This window comes from Anabaenopsis sp. FSS-46 (genome assembly GCF_029891665.1).
Classification (GTDB): Bacteria; Cyanobacteriota; Cyanobacteriia; order Cyanobacteriales; family Nostocaceae; genus Anabaenopsis; species Anabaenopsis arnoldii.
In genome coordinates this window covers 74,980-90,901 of the sequence record NZ_JANQDG010000063.1, presented here as the reverse complement: position 1 = coordinate 90,901, position 15,922 = coordinate 74,980, and the positions used below count along the sequence as shown (strand labels likewise).

Sequence of the window (15,922 nt, the reverse complement as noted above, 5' to 3'; positions counted from 1 at the left end):
TTAAATGGGGCGTACAACATATTAAGAAAAGCAGTCCTGAACGCTTTTGCAGACGGGATAGAGGGGTTAGGAGTAACTCCAATCAGGTTTACCCCTGGTAAAGTGACTTTGTAGATTTGTCTATAATTTCACAAACTCTTAGTTTCTAGTTTATCAGCTGCTATCATAGACGCAAAACTCCATATTGTTAACTGGCGGGCAGAGCTTTAATATGGTGAGATTTGCCACATTTGACCAAAAAAGCCTAGCATCCCTGAATCAGTGGTTTAGTTCAACATTTTAGTTCAACATTACAGTACCGTCGTCTTGAATCCGCACTGTATTCTTATCTTCTCCTAGATCAGTGGTTTCATTAAATGTCAGCTGCATTACGCCTTCTTTCCTAGAGGGTTCAGGTGTTACTTCCAGCAGTCCCCCATCCTCGCGGAAAAATGTCACAGTCACTGGCGCTGCCAAATCTTGTAATGTTACCTCTGATTGACCTTCAAGCGATCGCGGTGGAGTATCACCAATTACTTCATAAGTGATATTAGCCCCCGTATCATTCACCAATGTGATCTCAACCATACCATTAGCCAGACTAATCTCGGCGCTCGGTGGTTGTTGCTCTTCTGATGGAGGTGGTTCAATAGCGATCATTGGTGGACGGGCCAGTACAGCTGACTCTGGCGGAATACCCTGTACTAAAAGTTGTTGCGTCATAGCATTTGGCGGACATCCCGGAGGTACAACATTTCTAGTATTATATGGTTCTTCATAATAAATACCGGGGCAAGGATTCAGTGCTAAAGTATCCGAATCCGGTGCTTCTCCCCCAACACCTAGAGGCATTTCACTGGGTGGAAGAGTTGGAGGGACAACGGGAAGCCGCCCTTCGGCTTGTAGTTTCCGCGTGAAGGCATTGGGAGGACATCCCTGTGGTACTACAACCCGGTTGTTGTGTGGTTCTTCGTAGTAAATACTGGGACAAGGGTTAACCTGAGAGGTCGGTTGCTGTGCTACTACCCTGGTAGAAATCAGCGGCGCACCAATGAGTAATCCGCTGCAAATAACCCCGAAAAGTCCAGTATACTTGCGAGTTGGTTGCTGATTTTTATTCATGATTAACTCCTAAAAAATCCGCACTTTTTGCTATAAGATATTATTGGGTAATTTAGGTAAACTTTGCCTGATGGCTTGCGTGGGGTAGCTATACCCAAAATAATATTTTTAAAATCACCAAAAAAATATATCAATGGCAATTCATCAATGATTCCAATTTAACAATTAACTTTAGTTGCTTAATCTAACTAGAGGATAGAAATAAAAATCAGATCACACCATCATTTAAACCTTAAGGATGATGTAATTAAATAATTAATAATTGAGGTTCTAAGGTTTACGTTTCTCAGACAAAATACATTGACCATTCATAAGTCATGAGTCATAAGACTGATTGGTAAAGTGACGGTAAAAATTGTACCTTTACCAATATTGCTTTCCACCTGTAGATGACCTTGATGATGTTCCACAATCGCAGCGGCGATCGCTAATCCCAATCCTGAACCGGTAGAAGTTTCTGTATTTGTCTTTGCTGTCTTATGGGTACGTGCTGGATCTACCCGATAAAAACGGTCAAATAAACGGGGTAGGGCTTCGGACGGAATACCAATTCCCGTATCAGTAACTTTGATTTGTAATACCGCTGTTCCATGACGAAGTTTAGAACCGCGATTGCTTCCCTCTAGACGCGACAACTGTACAGATACCTGTCCATTAGATGGGGTGTATTGCAAAGCATTACTAATCAAATTTGTAAATAACCGTACGAGTTGATCCCATTGGCCTGGAAATGTAAACCAATTTTCCAGTAATTCCAGGGAGATTTCCGCACTGGGGGGATCAACCAAATCCAACGTTAAAGTAATTTTTTTTTCCCTAGCTAATAATTGTTGTTCTTCCACTACCTCCATTAGCAAAGCATCCAAAGGACAAGAGGAAAAAACATTTTTGCTGATCCCACTGTCTTGTCTGGCTAGGAACAATAAGTCATTGACTAGCTTACCCAAGCGCTGGGTAAGTCGTTCCACTACTTTTAAGTGGTGGCGATAGTTGACAATAGTCGTATTTTGTGAGTCTGCCAGTTCTAAATCAGCTAGGGCAACTTGGACATTAGTTTGAATCAAAGTAATGGGACTTCGGAGTTCGTGAGAAGCATCAGCAGTGAATTGTTTGAGGCGTTGGTAGGATTCCCCCACCGGTTCCATCGCTTTACCTGAAAGAAACCAGCCACTTGCTGCTACAGACAAAACCATCAACCAAGTACCTAAAGCCAAATCAATAATTAACTGGCGACTAGGTTTAGTGACTTCAAACCAGGGGTGACTAACACGCAGATATCCTAATACTTGCCTTCCTCTTTCTACACGCTGGGTAACTTGTCGCAGTAAGACGACAGAGTTATGAGTTTCCCCATCTCCCCAGATATCCTGTTTAATTACCCGGACGGTTTCACCAAGATGGTTACCATGAATGGCAATGTTTAGGGGTGATGATAGGGTTGACCAGATTAATTGACCGGTGGGACCAAACCACTCTAGGTCAATGTGGTCATCTTCCACCGTCATAGCATTATCGCGAAAACTTGCTTCTACATTAATCTGAAATTGTCCAGCTTCCCCATTCACCGTTGAAATCACAAGCGATCGCTCGACAATTTCCACCACGTGATTGAGGGTATCATCAATGCGCTCAATTAATGTATTGCGGAAATATAAATATACACCACTGGCAAATAGTAACAATAATACGGCAGTGACGGCAGTGTACCAGAGTGCCAGACGGCGGCGAGTAGCTTGAAACATTTGGCAAAACAAAGAAAGTCTGTAGTTCCCCTATTTGAATCTTAAATTATTCCTAACTAGATAGTTTCACTTATGCCCTAATTAATCTAATATATTTATTGTCCCTAGATGTAGAGCTTAATCTACCTAAACTGAGATCGTTATGCCGAAATCAAAAAAGAGCGCTCATCCCATTGATTTAAACGATCCACAATATTACATTAACCGTGAGTTAAGCTGGTTAGAATTTAACAGTCGTGTACTGCACGAAGCCTGTGACCCCCGGACACTGCTTCTAGAACGATTAAAATTTTTGGCCATCTTCAGCGCCAACTTAGATGAATTCTTCATGGTGCGGGTTGCAGCTTTAAAGCAACAGGTAGAAGCAAAAGTTTCTCAGTTAACTCCCGATGGTCGCACACCGCAACAACAACTAGACGATATTCGCTCAACTCTCACTCCCGAGGTGACAAGACAGCACCAACAATTTCAACAGGTTCTACAACCTTTGCTAGCTAGTCACGGTATTCACATACTAGACTACATCAACTTAAATCAAAAACAACGGACTTACTTAGATAACTACTTTGAAGAACAAATCTTTCCGGTTCTCACTCCCTTAGCTGTTGACCCTAGCCATCCTTTCCCTTTTATTTCTAATCTCAGCCTAAATTTAGCGGTTGTAGTCCAAAATCCGGACAGTGAGGAAGAATTTTTTGCCCGGGTAAAAGTCCCCAGTGTCTTACCGCGATTTTTGCCAATACCACCAGAGTTAGGGATTTCTGAAACTGGAGAAACTGCTCACTGGACCGGTGTACCCCTAGAACAGGCGATCGCCCATAACCTGGAATTTCTATTTCCAGGCATGAATATACAAGAATACCACCCCTTCCGTATTACCCGCGATGCTGATTTGGCTTTAGAAGAGGATGAAGCCGATGACCTACTATTAGCCATTGAACAGGAACTACGCAAACGGCGCATGGGGGGGACGACTGTCAGACTAGAAATTAAATCCCACACTCCCGAGCCAATACGTTCTCGGTTGCTGCAAGATTTGGAGTTAACCGAAAATGATCTTTATGAGGTTGATGGTCTTTTAGGACTCCGGGATTTAATGTATTTTATGGCTTTACCATTAGCCGAACTTAAAGAACCCCCACGTCAGTCTGTAGTACCTTCACGCCTCCAAAGGTTAAAAGAACCCAGTTTAAACTCAGAGGCCTTGGAACTAGAAGAAGGTCAAGACTTTTTTGCGGTGATTCGGGAAAAAGACTTGTTGGTACACCATCCATATCAATCCTTTTCCTCAACAGTAGTTAACTTTATTACCCATGCAGCCTATGACCCGAATGTCCTAGCAATCAAGATGACTCTTTACCGCACTTCTGGCGACTCCCCCATAGTAAAAGCCTTAATTGCAGCTGCAGAAAATGGTAAGCAAGTATCTGTACTAGTGGAATTAAAAGCGCGGTTTGATGAGGAAAATAATATCTACTGGGCCAGGAGTTTAGAAAGAGTCGGTGTACATGTTGTCTACGGTTTAGTAGGGCTAAAAACCCATTGCAAAACGGTGATGGTCGTACGACGAGAAAAAGACCGGATGCGCCGCTATATACATATAGGTACTGGTAACTATAATCCTAAAACAGCCCGCTTGTATACCGATTTGGGACTATTTAGCTGTCGGGAAGAATTAGGCGCGGATATCACAGACTTATTTAACTTTTTAACAGGCTATTCTCGGCAAAAATCTTACCGGGAAGTACTAGTCGCACCTGTGAATATGCGCGATCGCTTTTTAGGCTTAATTCATCGGGAAATAGAAAATGTTCAAAATGGTTTTTCCGGGCGCATTGTCGCCAAAATGAACTCCCTTGTAGATCCGCAGATTATCGCTACTTTATACGCAGCTTCTGGAGCTGGAGTGGAAATTGATCTGATTATTCGGGGTATTTGCTGTTTGCGCCCAGGACTAAAAAACATCAGCGAAAATATTCGCGTAATTAGCATTATCGGCCGATTCTTAGAACATTCTCGCATTTATTATTTCCATAACAACGGACAGGAGGAAATTTACATTGGGAGTGCTGATTGGATGCGTCGCAACTTAGATCGACGAGTTGAAGTAATTACTCCAATTAAAGATCCAGATATTGCTAAAGATTTGCAAGAAATTCTGGGAATTATGTTAGCAGATAATCGTCAAGCCTGGGAATTACAATCTGATGGTACTTATATCCAACGCCGTCCTGGTGATGACTGTCCAGCCACCAGTTCCCAAACAACTTTGCTAAATATGGCATTAAGTTCAAGTAGTATAGCGTCAAACCTGATTGATTCCAAAAAAAGTTACTATTACACAGACAAATAGTCAACTTTATTTCCTAAGTATGAAACTTAATTTGTGAATAAATAGACTCATGAATTACTATCGACAACAAATCTTCTTCAACCATAAGATAGAGTGATTTCTCTTGCGTCTTACCATAAACTATAAGGAATGTTGCAAGTGTTTTTCATTACCTTAAATGTTAACTTTTTTTTGTGAATCTGTGACATTGCGTGTTCTGATTGTTGATGATCACGAACTTACACGGTTAAGTCTAAAATTAGCTTTTTCTAATCAGGAAAATTTCCAGGTAGTGGGGTTAGCCTGCAATGGTCAAGAAGCTATAGAAATGCTGAAAAGCTGCCAACCTGATGTAATTATTCTAGATTTACAAATGCCAGTTATGGATGGTTGGCGTGCTTCTAGTCATATTAAAGCAATATCTCCTAAAACTCAGATACTGGCTTATTCTTCAGTGGAAGATGCGAGTTTGTTCAACCCTAAGACCACAGCAAATTTTGACTATGTTTCTCCCAAAGATATTCCTACTACTAAACTTATTGCTCTGGTTGCGCAGTTAGGAGAACATACCAGAAATCGATAAGTTAGAAGCAATCATCTTATGAAGTTGTTTGCAAACTAACTGGCCCTTAGTAAAATATATATCTAGAATACAGCGAGAAGATTGTGATTATAGGCAAACAGCGCCAGTTTATCCGTTAAATCACGGTTTAACTAACGCTGCTCTATGTTTTGATCTAGTCAGTTTAGCCTAATTATTGTCGGTTTCCGGAAAAGTCCGCTTAAATTCATCAATTAAATCATCCATTTCTTCCAAAGCCTGGTTAACATCAATTCTCAGAGTTCCTAAGTTTGGCTGCTCCAAAAGGCTTAGGAGGTACTCGCGTTTGTTAGTAACCACGGCAATTCGTTCTTTTATCGTCTGTAAGTCCATAATTATTTTCTGATGTTTCAATACTCTCAGATTTAAACTTAACCCAAAATGGAGTAGACAGGTGATTAGTCCCGCATTTAGAAGATCATCAGCAATAGCGGACGGTTAGACGCAAAAGATATCAGTGATGATTGTCAAGACCTCAACTTAGTGGGCGGTAGTTCACTTGTGACCAATAACCGATGATAATAAAACAGAGATGTTAAAAATCTATAATATCCTAAGCTCATGTTACGTAAAATTTCTTTGGGGACTATCGGTTTAAGCGTTGGTGGTATATTAATCATTGTTGGTTTCGTAGCCTACGCTGCTGACAATGCCACACTTAATCTTGTCGGTTTTTTCTATGGGTTTCCTCTTTTCTTGGGAGGATTGGCACTCAAAGCCAATGAGATTCTGCCTATACCCTTTAGCCAAGATACAACGCCAGATGTATTACGCTTACGGGAGCAGCAAGCAACTATTACTCAAAATAAAATTCGGAAGGACATCACTCGATACTGTTATGGTCAAGAGGCCCATTTAGATGAGGCTCTCTCTTATCTAGGTCTGAGTCCTACAGATGAAGACCGTCCCGTGGTCACTGGTTTACGAGAAACGGAAATTAATGGGGCTTATGCCTTGATTTTAGAATTTTATTCCCCGTTTATTTCATTTGATGTTTGGCAGGAAAAACAGGAAAAAATGACCCGGTATTTTGGACCGGGAGTAGATATTAAAATTACACAAGTAGGTGAAGATATGATTGAATTAACAATTTTCAGTATCCTTGATAAATAATATCTCTACCTATAATCCGGTCATACCCGCGGAGAGTGTCAATGTAAAGCTACTTCTCTAATCGTATTGCATACCACTGTAAATATTTTCCCGGGCCAACATCTAATTCACAACTTGTATCAATTAAATATTGAGCTTGAGCACTGACGGAATCAAACCTTTGTAAGTCTGTGGGTAATTCCTCTCCAGTCATTGTTTGTAACACAAGCTCAAGCTTTTCTAATAATTCCTCTGCTGTGAGAAATTGTTCCGGTTGGTCTGTTTCTAAAACCACAAAGTGGTCTTGCTGATACATTAATGAGTCTGGCATTTGAAAAATCTGACTAACTAATAAATTGTGGTTTTTAGCCCAAATGATTAAATTAAGTTTTATCGCTATTTTTGGTAAAAGGCCGCGGTTATTCGTCATCCATGATAACTCTTGCCCAGTCACCAGTGGCTAACTAAGATGGGTATACTGGTAATGTAAAATGGAACCAAGCGCCGCCATTGGGGGCAGAATCCACCCAAATTTGTCCATAATGGGACTGTATGATGCGTTGACATAAACACAGACCAATGCCGTAGCCATCAATAGCTTGATCACGTTGTAATCGATAGTGATGTTCAAAAATGCGTGTGCGGTTTTCTAGGGGAATTCCCGGTCCGGTATCACCAATAGTTATTTGAACTTTTTGGGTGGTACGGTGTAATCCTGCAATAGTAATTTTACCACCTTCTGGTGTGTATTTGATAGCATTATCTAACAAATTAATTAGCACTTGGCGCACTCGTTCTGGATCTGCATATATTTTTGGTAAGTCCTGGGGAATATCAGTTTCTATTTGTTGGGATTTGGCAATGTAGCGATCGCGCAATTCTGCCAACACATCGAAACATATCTCGCCAATTTCCATTTTTTGTGGTATGATAGGTATGCTTGTATCGTAACTACGCCCTACCTGCAACAGATCAGCAATCATTCTGTCAATAGTCTTAGTTTGATTCCGAGCTTGTTTTAATAAATGTGCTGCCATAGCTGGTTTAAGCCGCTTATTAAATGCACCAATATCTACGTTGTAATTAGATTGTAGAGTTTCTATGGCGATAGCCGCAGCAGTGAGAGGATTGCGGATGTCGTGAGCCAGCATAGCTATGACTCTATCTTTAAATAATAGCTGCTCTTGCAGTTTCTCTTTTTCCTGTTTTAACCGAAAAACTTCGTCTGAAAGTTTAATGAGTTCTGCAGAAAAAGCCACAGAATGAATTGTTGATTGCGGTGATGATACCCCACTATTATCATCTATTTGTTCTGGTAAGTCTTGTTGTACTTTTAAGTAAGTATCGGCCGACACCTGCCAGCGAGGCCACCAGTCCTTCAATTGGGCGATTATATTACTTCCAGCTATAACTTGTCGCGGTTCTGGCTGAATTTTTACCAGAGCGGGTGTAGCAACTAATTTAAAATGTTCTGCTAAATAGGGTTGTTCCCCAACATCTATGATTTGAAGTTCAAAATTATACTCTTTTCGTAATTCTTTTAAGTAAGCACGGATACGCTGCACTTGTTGTCGAGACTTTGGTCGTCCATCGACAAATAGTAACAGTTGGAGTGGAGCCTCAGAATAAATAGGCTGATCCTGGGAAACTTGCATGTAATCGTGTTTCAGCACTGGTAACAACCCGGCGATGCTTCGCTTAACAGAAATGAGAATGGATTGACGGTTGTCGATAATCGTTGATTGTTTTCTTAATATCTATCTTAGGTTTTTCATACTCCTATCTAGTGTCAGATACATTTGATTGATCCTCTTGAGTAAGAACTTACAAGACTAATAGTCGAGTGCCGATATCAAAATGAGATGATAAACGGTTAACGACCTTAAGTGAAAATCTCCTCAAACAAACTTACCAAAACTTACTTAAACTTTAGCAGAAATATGGCTAAAAAATACCTTAACAAGGGCAATTCATTGATTTACAATAGATCCTAGGCAACAACCACGCCTATAACCCTCATGGTTTCAAGCTAGCTCACAGAATGTCTCGGTCCAATCCTGTAGATACTTTCCATGGAATTTCTCTACATTTTAAATAAGCGTGGTTTGTTTTAAACTGAAGCAGTAAGGCAATTCCAGATTTTTAGGTGAGTCTGAGGAACTTTAGTCGAGATAGAATTAACAATTCAAGTAAAGACCCTAAAAAGTTATCCCAATCTTCATGAAAAATAATCTCAAAACTCTGTGTAATTTCCAGATAGATTGACAGATAAACCCCGGGATATTACCTGACTAATAGACTGTAGCCGTAAATCAAATTTATGGCTATTTATGCCCTTCTAGTCAGGAATCATTCAAACCGTTCCCAGTGCGAGACTCTAATCTACACTGATGCGTATTAGGACTGGTACATGATCCATAGCTGGGAACGACTTACCTGACTGTACAAGAGAACCAAATTTATGCGCTGACATTTAAGCAACAGTAACGAAAGTTTTTCGGCTCCATTCCGGATAGATTACAATCTAAGACTGGGTGTTATCTTTTCCCCTGCTTGAGGGATGCTAAGAATAAATTTAACCTTAGTTTAGCACTTCAGTTGGTGCAAGAATATTTTCAATCCTCGGAGTCATTTTCCCTCCTAGTCGTGACAGTCTGCGCTAGTGTAGGAATTGAAACCCCATTTGTAGTTTCCCGTGTTTTTGTCTAAACCTCCAGCTGTATTATTGAGCTTGGCTATTCTATTCACTTCTTTAACAGCTTGTGCTAACAGTCCCAGCGCCAAAACTCTAGAACAGTCTTTGGCTGCTGATCCTAGATTAAAAGATCACCCCGGAATATTTGGTGAATCTCAGATAAATCAGGCGAAAGTCAGGCAGAACCAAAAGCAACCCAAGGTTGACTTACCATCTGATTTTCCCCCAGATATCCCTTTGTATCCTAATGCTAAATTAGAGTCAGTCACACCCGCTAGATCTGAAAAAAACAGCATAGTCACTCGCTGGATAAGTTCTGACCCCAGCAATTTTATTGCTAGCTTTTATAGTGACCAGTTTCAGAAAAACAACTGGCAGATTTTACAACAGCCCACAGATGATTTAGAAGATACCTTTGAAGCACACCGTCAAGGTGTCCAGGTTAAGGTATCTATTCAGCCACAATCAGTTACTCAACCCAAACCTGATCAACCACAAACAGCTACAGCATTAGTTATTGAGTACATAGTTAATAAAGGTATAGAAACTGCAAAGACTGACGATCTGCAAGCTAATAATTCTACTTTTATTAGTCCGGCGGTATCTGATAATCTATCCACGCAGCCGGGTAAGACATCTGTTAGCCAAATGGCTACAGCAAGCTCTCAGCAATTCCATGATCTCAACCAAGCACCGGTAGAACTACGTCAATTCATTCAAGACTTAGCATCTTTGGGAGTTTTGTCTTTACAGTCTCAAGAAGTCAAGACTCGCTCTAATGATGTCATCAGTAAATCATTTGAACCCAGTAAACATATTACTCGCCGAGAATATGCCCGCTGGCTAGTTGCTGCCAACAATACTGTGTATTTTAATAATCCTGCTAAACAGATTCGCTTGGCATCCCAAAACACTCAATCCACTTTTACTGATATAGCGCCCACTGATCCTGATTTTCCAGTCGTTCAAGGGTTAGCTGAAACCGGTTTAATCCCTAGTCCCTTGTCTGGTAATTCCAGTGCAGTTTTGTTTCGTCCTGATGCACCACTAACACGAGAACAGTTGATTTTGTGGAAAATCCCCCTAGATATTCGTCAAGCCTTACCCGACGCTAGTTTAGAAGCAGTGAATCAAACGTGGGGTTTTCAAGATGCGGGAAAAATTGACCCCAAGGCTTTACGCGCCGTACTGGCTGATTTCCAAAATGGCGAAAAATCGAATATTCGTCGGGTGTTTGGCTATACAACCTTGTTCCAACCTCAAAAACCAGTGTCTCGGGCTGAAGCTGCCGCAGCTTTGGCATATTTTGGCAATCTGTCCGAGGGGATATCTGCTGCAGAGGCTCTGAGTGCCAAGCAAGTTGCTAACTGAGCTTGATATAGCTAAGGAGTGTAAAGTATTGTTAATTAACCTGAGCCAAGCCGATGACGGGATTTGAACCCGTGGCCTGCTGATTACGAATCAGCTGCTCTACCACTGAGCCACATCGGCGTATACAGTGTAGTATTATAGCATTATTTACTCATGATCAAACCAAATCCTCAAAATCCCATCAACCCAGAGCAATATGCCCGTCTCAAAGCTGAAATGGCAGCCCCCTATAGGGGTTTACGCCAATTTCTGTATCTAGGTTTTGCTGCATCTGCTTTAATTGGCGCGTTTATATTCTTTTTTCAAGTCCTTGCCGGCAGGAATATTGACACAGCAGCACCTAATTTAGCCCTGCAGATGGGAATTTTTGCCCTCATGATCCTCCTTTGGCGCTGGGAGCAACGTCGGCGAAGGGGTTATTAGGTAAATTAATGTTAAATTAATGTGATTGATTTTTGGACTAGTGTTGTGGCAAAAATCTGCAAATTATTCACTTTTAGTTAGTCTGGCCCTTTGAATTTGCTGGCTAAAAGCTGAACTAGTCCTGGAGGATCCCCCACCACAGCTTCATCTGGGCAGCAAGGATAATCTGGGGATCAAAAATACATCCATTTTGCTTAAGCCACTTTCGGCAAGATCGCCATCAAATTGGCAAATCACCTTCAGAATGTTTGATCCGACCTGTAGAAAATTTCCTTGATTTTTAATAAGCTAAGGTTTCTAAAGTTTCTCGTAAATATCTCCTTACTTGTTTTTCGAGATGAAGTCCCTGCAATTGGGGATAGTGTTCTAGTCGCCAGCTTTTAAAACCTGAACTAGTGGAGATCGCACATTTTAGGCTATACCAAATTTCCGCCTCAGCAGAAAATTGACCATTCCCTTGGACATTGCGCGGATCGCCATCGCGTTCGCCAAGTGCTTGCTTTGCAATCAGCCCACCGTAGGAATCCCTACTAGATAATGGAATTTGAGCCATAGTTCTTCATTCCTCAGTTTTAACTTCAATATGGCAGTATTCAGTTTCACTAATTACGACATTGCCCACATCAGAAACTACATAATTCCTTTAACACTTATCAGGTTTTACTTTAGGGTTGATGGTCGGTTTATGTTAATTTCTACTTTTGGGATTTAAATCGCCACGGTGGAATTTGATTGACCGGCACAACTTACATACTCCCATAGGTGTGCCAGCATACAGTCTAAGCCTCCCATTATCACTACGCGGTTTGTTCTTCATTCCACTCTCGGCTTCGCCTGATTTATGGGGGTTCTGCCGGAAACAGCTAAATTTCTTCTTAATAATATAGTACTCAATACCAAAAATTCTGTCTTATTAGTCACTAAAATACGTGATAGACTCACTGGCAGTGTGGAAATTAATCTTAAACGTTTCTATAACACCTATCTAAACCTACCTAAGCAGATTGATTGTTTACTTCTTGCTTCACCTATTTCCAGTGCATAACTGGTATATGAGCAATACGTGACATCATTCTAAACTGATTGCAAGCAATACAGTATAGGCTTCTCATCTCATCCACCTATTGCTATGCCTACCCATCCTAGGCTATCGGAGGCGATGAGCTTTGCTTTAAGTCTACTCAATGCTCTACCGCCGATATAAATTTCTTACCTTCCTGAGGAAACTACAAAATACCGAGACAATTCATCAAGGAAGTAGAAGGCATTGATGAGTTTTGAACTGTGAGTTATGCACTCATTTGATCTCAAAACTCATCATTTTCACTCACAACCCAGAAATGAGCAACCAGCACTATTTCGTCAATGTGAGTGTACGACGCTTAGTTACCATTTGGAAGGCTTCAATCAAGTCACCTTCTACCCAGTCATGGAACTTATCAATGTTGATACCGCATTCATAACCGGAGTTAACTTCTCGCGCATCTTCCTTCATCCGTTTGAGGGAGTCAAGGACACCTTCATAAACGACCTTACCGGCACGACGCACTCGCACCTTGCAGTTGCGAACCAATTTGCCAGACTGTACATAACAACCAGCCACGGCTCCACGCCCCACAGGGAAGACGGCACGGACTTCGGTTTGGCCAAGGGGTTCTTCCACCAACTCTGGTTCCAGCAGACCTTCTAAAGCTCCTTGGATATCTTCCAAAAGTTTGTAGATGATATTGTATTCCCTCACATCCACCCCGGCTTCATCGGCGGCTTGTCTAGCGCCACTGGCATAGGTAGTATTGAAACCAATGATTACAGCGCCACTAGCTGCGGCTAGGTCAATATCGGTTTCAGTTATTTCCCCAGCGGTTGCCAATAGCATACGAATTTGAACTTCGTTTTGGGGGATTTGTCTGAGAGATCCAACAATAGCTTCCACAGAACCTTGTACGTCTGCCTTCAAGATTAAGTTGAGTTCTTTCAACTCTCCTTCTTGTGCCTGGGCGGAGAGCGTGGTCAAAGTGACACGTCCTTGTAACAGACGGGATAGACGTTGTTTGTCAGCACGATCGCTAGCCAGGGTTCTGGCTTCTTTTTCGTTAGCGAAGACCTCGAATTCATCCCCAGCGGCTGGGACATCACTTAAGCCGAGTACTTCCACAGCAAAAGAAGGACTAGCAAGCTCTACTCGTTTACCTCGGTCATCTACCATTGCCCGAACTTTACCAAACGCCGAGCCGGCCACTAACATATCTCCCACATGGAGAGTACCATTCTGAATCAGCAGGGTAGCAACCGCGCCTTTTGCCTTATCCAGATGTGCTTCAATCACTGTGCCCTTAGCAGACCTATCTGGATTGGCACACAGTTCTCCCACTTCTGCTACTAGCAAAATCATATCCAGGAGGGTATCGAGGTTTTCGCCCTTGATAGCACTTACAGGAACCATGATTGTTTCACCTCCCCACTCTTCAGGTGTGAGACCATACTGAGTGAGTTCTTGTTTAACTCGGTCTGGTTGTGCGCCTTCCTTATCAATTTTGTTAATGGCAACAACAATTGGTACTCCTGCAGCTTGGGCGTGACTAATAGCCTCTACCGTTTGGGGACGAACACCGTCATCAGCAGCCACCACTAGAATCGCAATATCAGTCACCCTTGCTCCACGCGCCCGCATAGCCGTAAATGCCTCATGTCCGGGAGTATCAAGAAAAACTATCTGCTGTTCTTTTCCCTCATGTTGCACATCCACATGGTATGCACCAATGTGTTGGGTAATACCACCAGCTTCCCCAGCAGCAACCTTAGTTTTCCGAATGGAGTCAAGCAGAGTTGTCTTACCATGGTCTACGTGACCCATAATTGTCACCACAGGCGGACGCCGCTGGAGTAGCTCCATATCTGCCACATCCAGCATTTCCGTGACTTTACGGGCTTCTGCTTCTGGTTGAGCAGTTTCCACTTCTATCTCCAGATCTTTTCCTATTAAGGTAATGGTGGGGATATCCAAATTCTGGGTGATACTTACAGCCATACCTTTAAGGAAAAGGATTTTCACAATCTCTGTATCGGCGATCGCAAAAACATCAGCCAATTCTTGGACTGTCATTGGCCCTGTGATCACTACCTTTTCAGGACGTTCACGCTTTGTCTCCAATTCTTGGCGACGGTTTTGGTCGCGACGAGAGAAGGATTTTTTCTTTCTAGCAGTTGGGGCGCTAATAACTGCTGCGGCAGGTGACTGTGTACCTCGAGCAGCTTTTGGTTTAGGAGGACGGGCGATGGAAAGACTAACCTGGACTGTAGCTGGTGAGTCTTGATCCTCATCATCGAGTAAATCCTCTTCTTCAAAGTCATCTTCAACGATTGGTTTAACCCGCTTGCCTTTAGGTCCTACTTTACCGGACTTTTCCTTGATTTCGTCAATAATTTCTTCCTCTTGCCACCTTTTACCACCTTTAGCCAGCCGCGGTGGTGTGGGGCGTTTCAAATCAAGTAGTTCCGGTGCGATCACATCAGTATCCAGGTCTGGTTTTACCTGTCCACCTGACATGGGTTTTGGCGGAGTAGCAATTGGCATTGCGGCTACAACTTCTGACGGACGTACTGGACGACTAGGTCTTGTCCCATCTGCCACTGGTGCACTTCGTAACCGCTGATCGGGGTGACCTTGTCCGGGCGGCCGATTGCCTTTTTGTTCTGCTTTGACTGGATTTGTGGGAGTAGAACGATGCTGTTTTGCCGCTGGGGCTTGTGGGCTGTCACTGCTAGTGCCTCGTTGCGGCTTCTGCTTGACTTGATCGCGCTTGAGTACTGGTTTTTCTGTGGAACTCTGGCCGACTCCTGCACGGGAATTTCCAGCCACTGGTCTGGCTGGTGGCTCCGCCAGAGGGGGTTTTTGCGGTTTTTCCGCTTTTGGTTTAGGTGAAACCCCACTTCGGCTGCGTTCAGTTCCAGCTTTTTCAGGTTTTGCGGCTGCTCTTGTTTCTAGCGCCTGTGTATTAGAAACTGGATCTACTGGTTTGATTGCAGGTTCTGGTGAGGTCTCAGATTGATTCCGGGGTACAGGTCGAATTGGTGCCGTCGGCTTCATGGGTGAGACTGGTGTATCGATTGGCTCTGATTGTGAAGAAGAATGAACTTCTGAGGAAGCAAGTTGGCTATCATTAGCCACTGAAGCTTGGGGGGCGTTTCGGGTACTATTTCTCAATATTTTGGGTTTGCGAATTTCCAAAATTTGTGGTTTGTGAGGTGGTGTAGGTCGATTGCGATTGCCTCCGGCACTGCGCTTTGCGCCATCGCCAGGTTGTGATGTATTTAGTTTACTAGATGTATTGTTGCCTTTCAAATTATTAGCCGTCAGTTTTTCGGCAGCCGTGCGTATACGTTCTGCCTCAGATTCGGAAATAGTGCTGCTATGGCTTTTAACCGCGATTTCGAGCTGATCGCAAATAGCTAATAGCTCTTTGTTATCCAAATTCAATTCCTTTGATAATTCGTAGATTCTAACTTTGCCGTTGTTCATCCACTCTTCCCCTTTAATTTACAGTTTTTTAGCGGATGGTTGCCTG

12 protein-coding genes and 1 tRNA gene are annotated in these 15,922 nt (G+C 42.5%); 5 read left to right on the top strand and 8 right to left on the bottom strand.

Features of this window, described 5'->3' with window-relative positions:
- Positions 1 to 279 precede the first annotated feature (279 nt).
- On the bottom strand, positions 280 to 1,101 hold the full coding sequence (locus tag NWP21_RS06965; protein WP_280792124.1) for a hypothetical protein: 822 nt from the start codon (positions 1,099 to 1,101) through the stop codon (positions 280 to 282).
- 308 nt (positions 1,102 to 1,409) lie between these two features.
- Entirely contained in the window at positions 1,410 to 2,843 is a 1,434-nt protein-coding gene (locus NWP21_RS06960) for an ATP-binding protein (RefSeq protein WP_280792123.1), read from the bottom strand.
- Positions 2,844 to 2,985: 142 nt separating this feature from the next.
- Here NWP21_RS06960 and ppk1 point away from each other — a divergent pair, with 142 nt between their 5' ends.
- Both ppk1 and NWP21_RS06950 read left to right on the top strand, forming a co-directional pair.
- A complete protein-coding gene (gene ppk1 / locus NWP21_RS06955; RefSeq protein WP_280792122.1) occupies positions 2,986 to 5,196 on the top strand; it encodes a polyphosphate kinase 1 in 2,211 nt (736 codons plus the stop codon).
- A 157-nt stretch (positions 5,197 to 5,353) separates the two neighbouring features.
- Positions 5,354 to 5,758 carry a response regulator transcription factor gene (locus NWP21_RS06950; RefSeq protein WP_280792121.1) on the top strand — a complete coding sequence of 135 codons (405 nt, stop codon included), beginning with the start codon at positions 5,354 to 5,356 and terminating at the stop codon, positions 5,756 to 5,758.
- 168 nt (positions 5,759 to 5,926) lie between these two features.
- Here the strand turns inward: NWP21_RS06950 and NWP21_RS06945 are convergent, their stop codons facing one another.
- Positions 5,927 to 6,109, bottom strand: a complete 183-nt coding sequence (locus NWP21_RS06945; protein WP_271733679.1) for a hypothetical protein — start codon at positions 6,107 to 6,109, stop codon at positions 5,927 to 5,929.
- A 228-nt stretch (positions 6,110 to 6,337) separates the two neighbouring features.
- On the opposite strand from NWP21_RS06945, the gene NWP21_RS06940 reads away from it, so the two are divergent.
- On the top strand, positions 6,338 to 6,889 hold the full coding sequence (locus tag NWP21_RS06940; RefSeq protein ID WP_271733678.1) for a DUF2854 domain-containing protein: 552 nt from the start codon (positions 6,338 to 6,340) through the stop codon (positions 6,887 to 6,889).
- A gap of 49 nt (positions 6,890 to 6,938) precedes the next feature.
- On the opposite strand, the gene NWP21_RS06935 is transcribed toward NWP21_RS06940, so the two are convergent.
- Together NWP21_RS06935 and NWP21_RS06930 are read right to left on the bottom strand one after the other, a co-directional pair.
- The gene (locus tag NWP21_RS06935) at positions 6,939 to 7,199 is read right to left on the bottom strand and encodes a chlororespiratory reduction protein 7 (RefSeq protein WP_271733718.1); all 261 of its coding nucleotides are present in this window, start codon (positions 7,197 to 7,199) and stop codon (positions 6,939 to 6,941) included.
- Between the two features lie 133 nt (positions 7,200 to 7,332).
- The gene (locus tag NWP21_RS06930) at positions 7,333 to 8,541 is read right to left on the bottom strand and encodes a histidine kinase (RefSeq protein ID WP_271733677.1); all 1,209 of its coding nucleotides are present in this window, start codon (positions 8,539 to 8,541) and stop codon (positions 7,333 to 7,335) included.
- Between the two features lie 1,022 nt (positions 8,542 to 9,563).
- Here NWP21_RS06930 and NWP21_RS06925 point away from each other — a divergent pair.
- Entirely contained in the window at positions 9,564 to 10,934 is a 1,371-nt protein-coding gene (locus NWP21_RS06925; protein ID WP_280792120.1) for an S-layer homology domain-containing protein, read from the top strand.
- A gap of 48 nt (positions 10,935 to 10,982) precedes the next feature.
- Here NWP21_RS06925 and NWP21_RS06920 read toward each other — a convergent pair.
- Positions 10,983 to 11,054: transfer RNA gene (locus NWP21_RS06920), tRNA-Thr, on the bottom strand.
- A 33-nt stretch (positions 11,055 to 11,087) separates the two neighbouring features.
- Between NWP21_RS06920 and NWP21_RS06915 the strand changes: the two genes are divergently transcribed.
- Entirely contained in the window at positions 11,088 to 11,357 is a 270-nt protein-coding gene (locus NWP21_RS06915) for a DUF3493 domain-containing protein (RefSeq protein WP_271733675.1), read from the top strand.
- 280 nt (positions 11,358 to 11,637) lie between these two features.
- Here the strand turns inward: NWP21_RS06915 and NWP21_RS06910 are convergent, their stop codons facing one another.
- The gene (locus NWP21_RS06910; RefSeq protein ID WP_271733719.1) at positions 11,638 to 11,910 is read right to left on the bottom strand and encodes a hypothetical protein; all 273 of its coding nucleotides are present in this window, start codon (positions 11,908 to 11,910) and stop codon (positions 11,638 to 11,640) included.
- A gap of 801 nt (positions 11,911 to 12,711) precedes the next feature.
- Complete coding sequence (gene infB, locus NWP21_RS06905; RefSeq protein ID WP_280792119.1) at positions 12,712 to 15,876, bottom strand: translation initiation factor IF-2; 3,165 nt, start codon at positions 15,874 to 15,876, stop codon at positions 12,712 to 12,714.
- Positions 15,877 to 15,922: the final 46 nt, after the last annotated feature.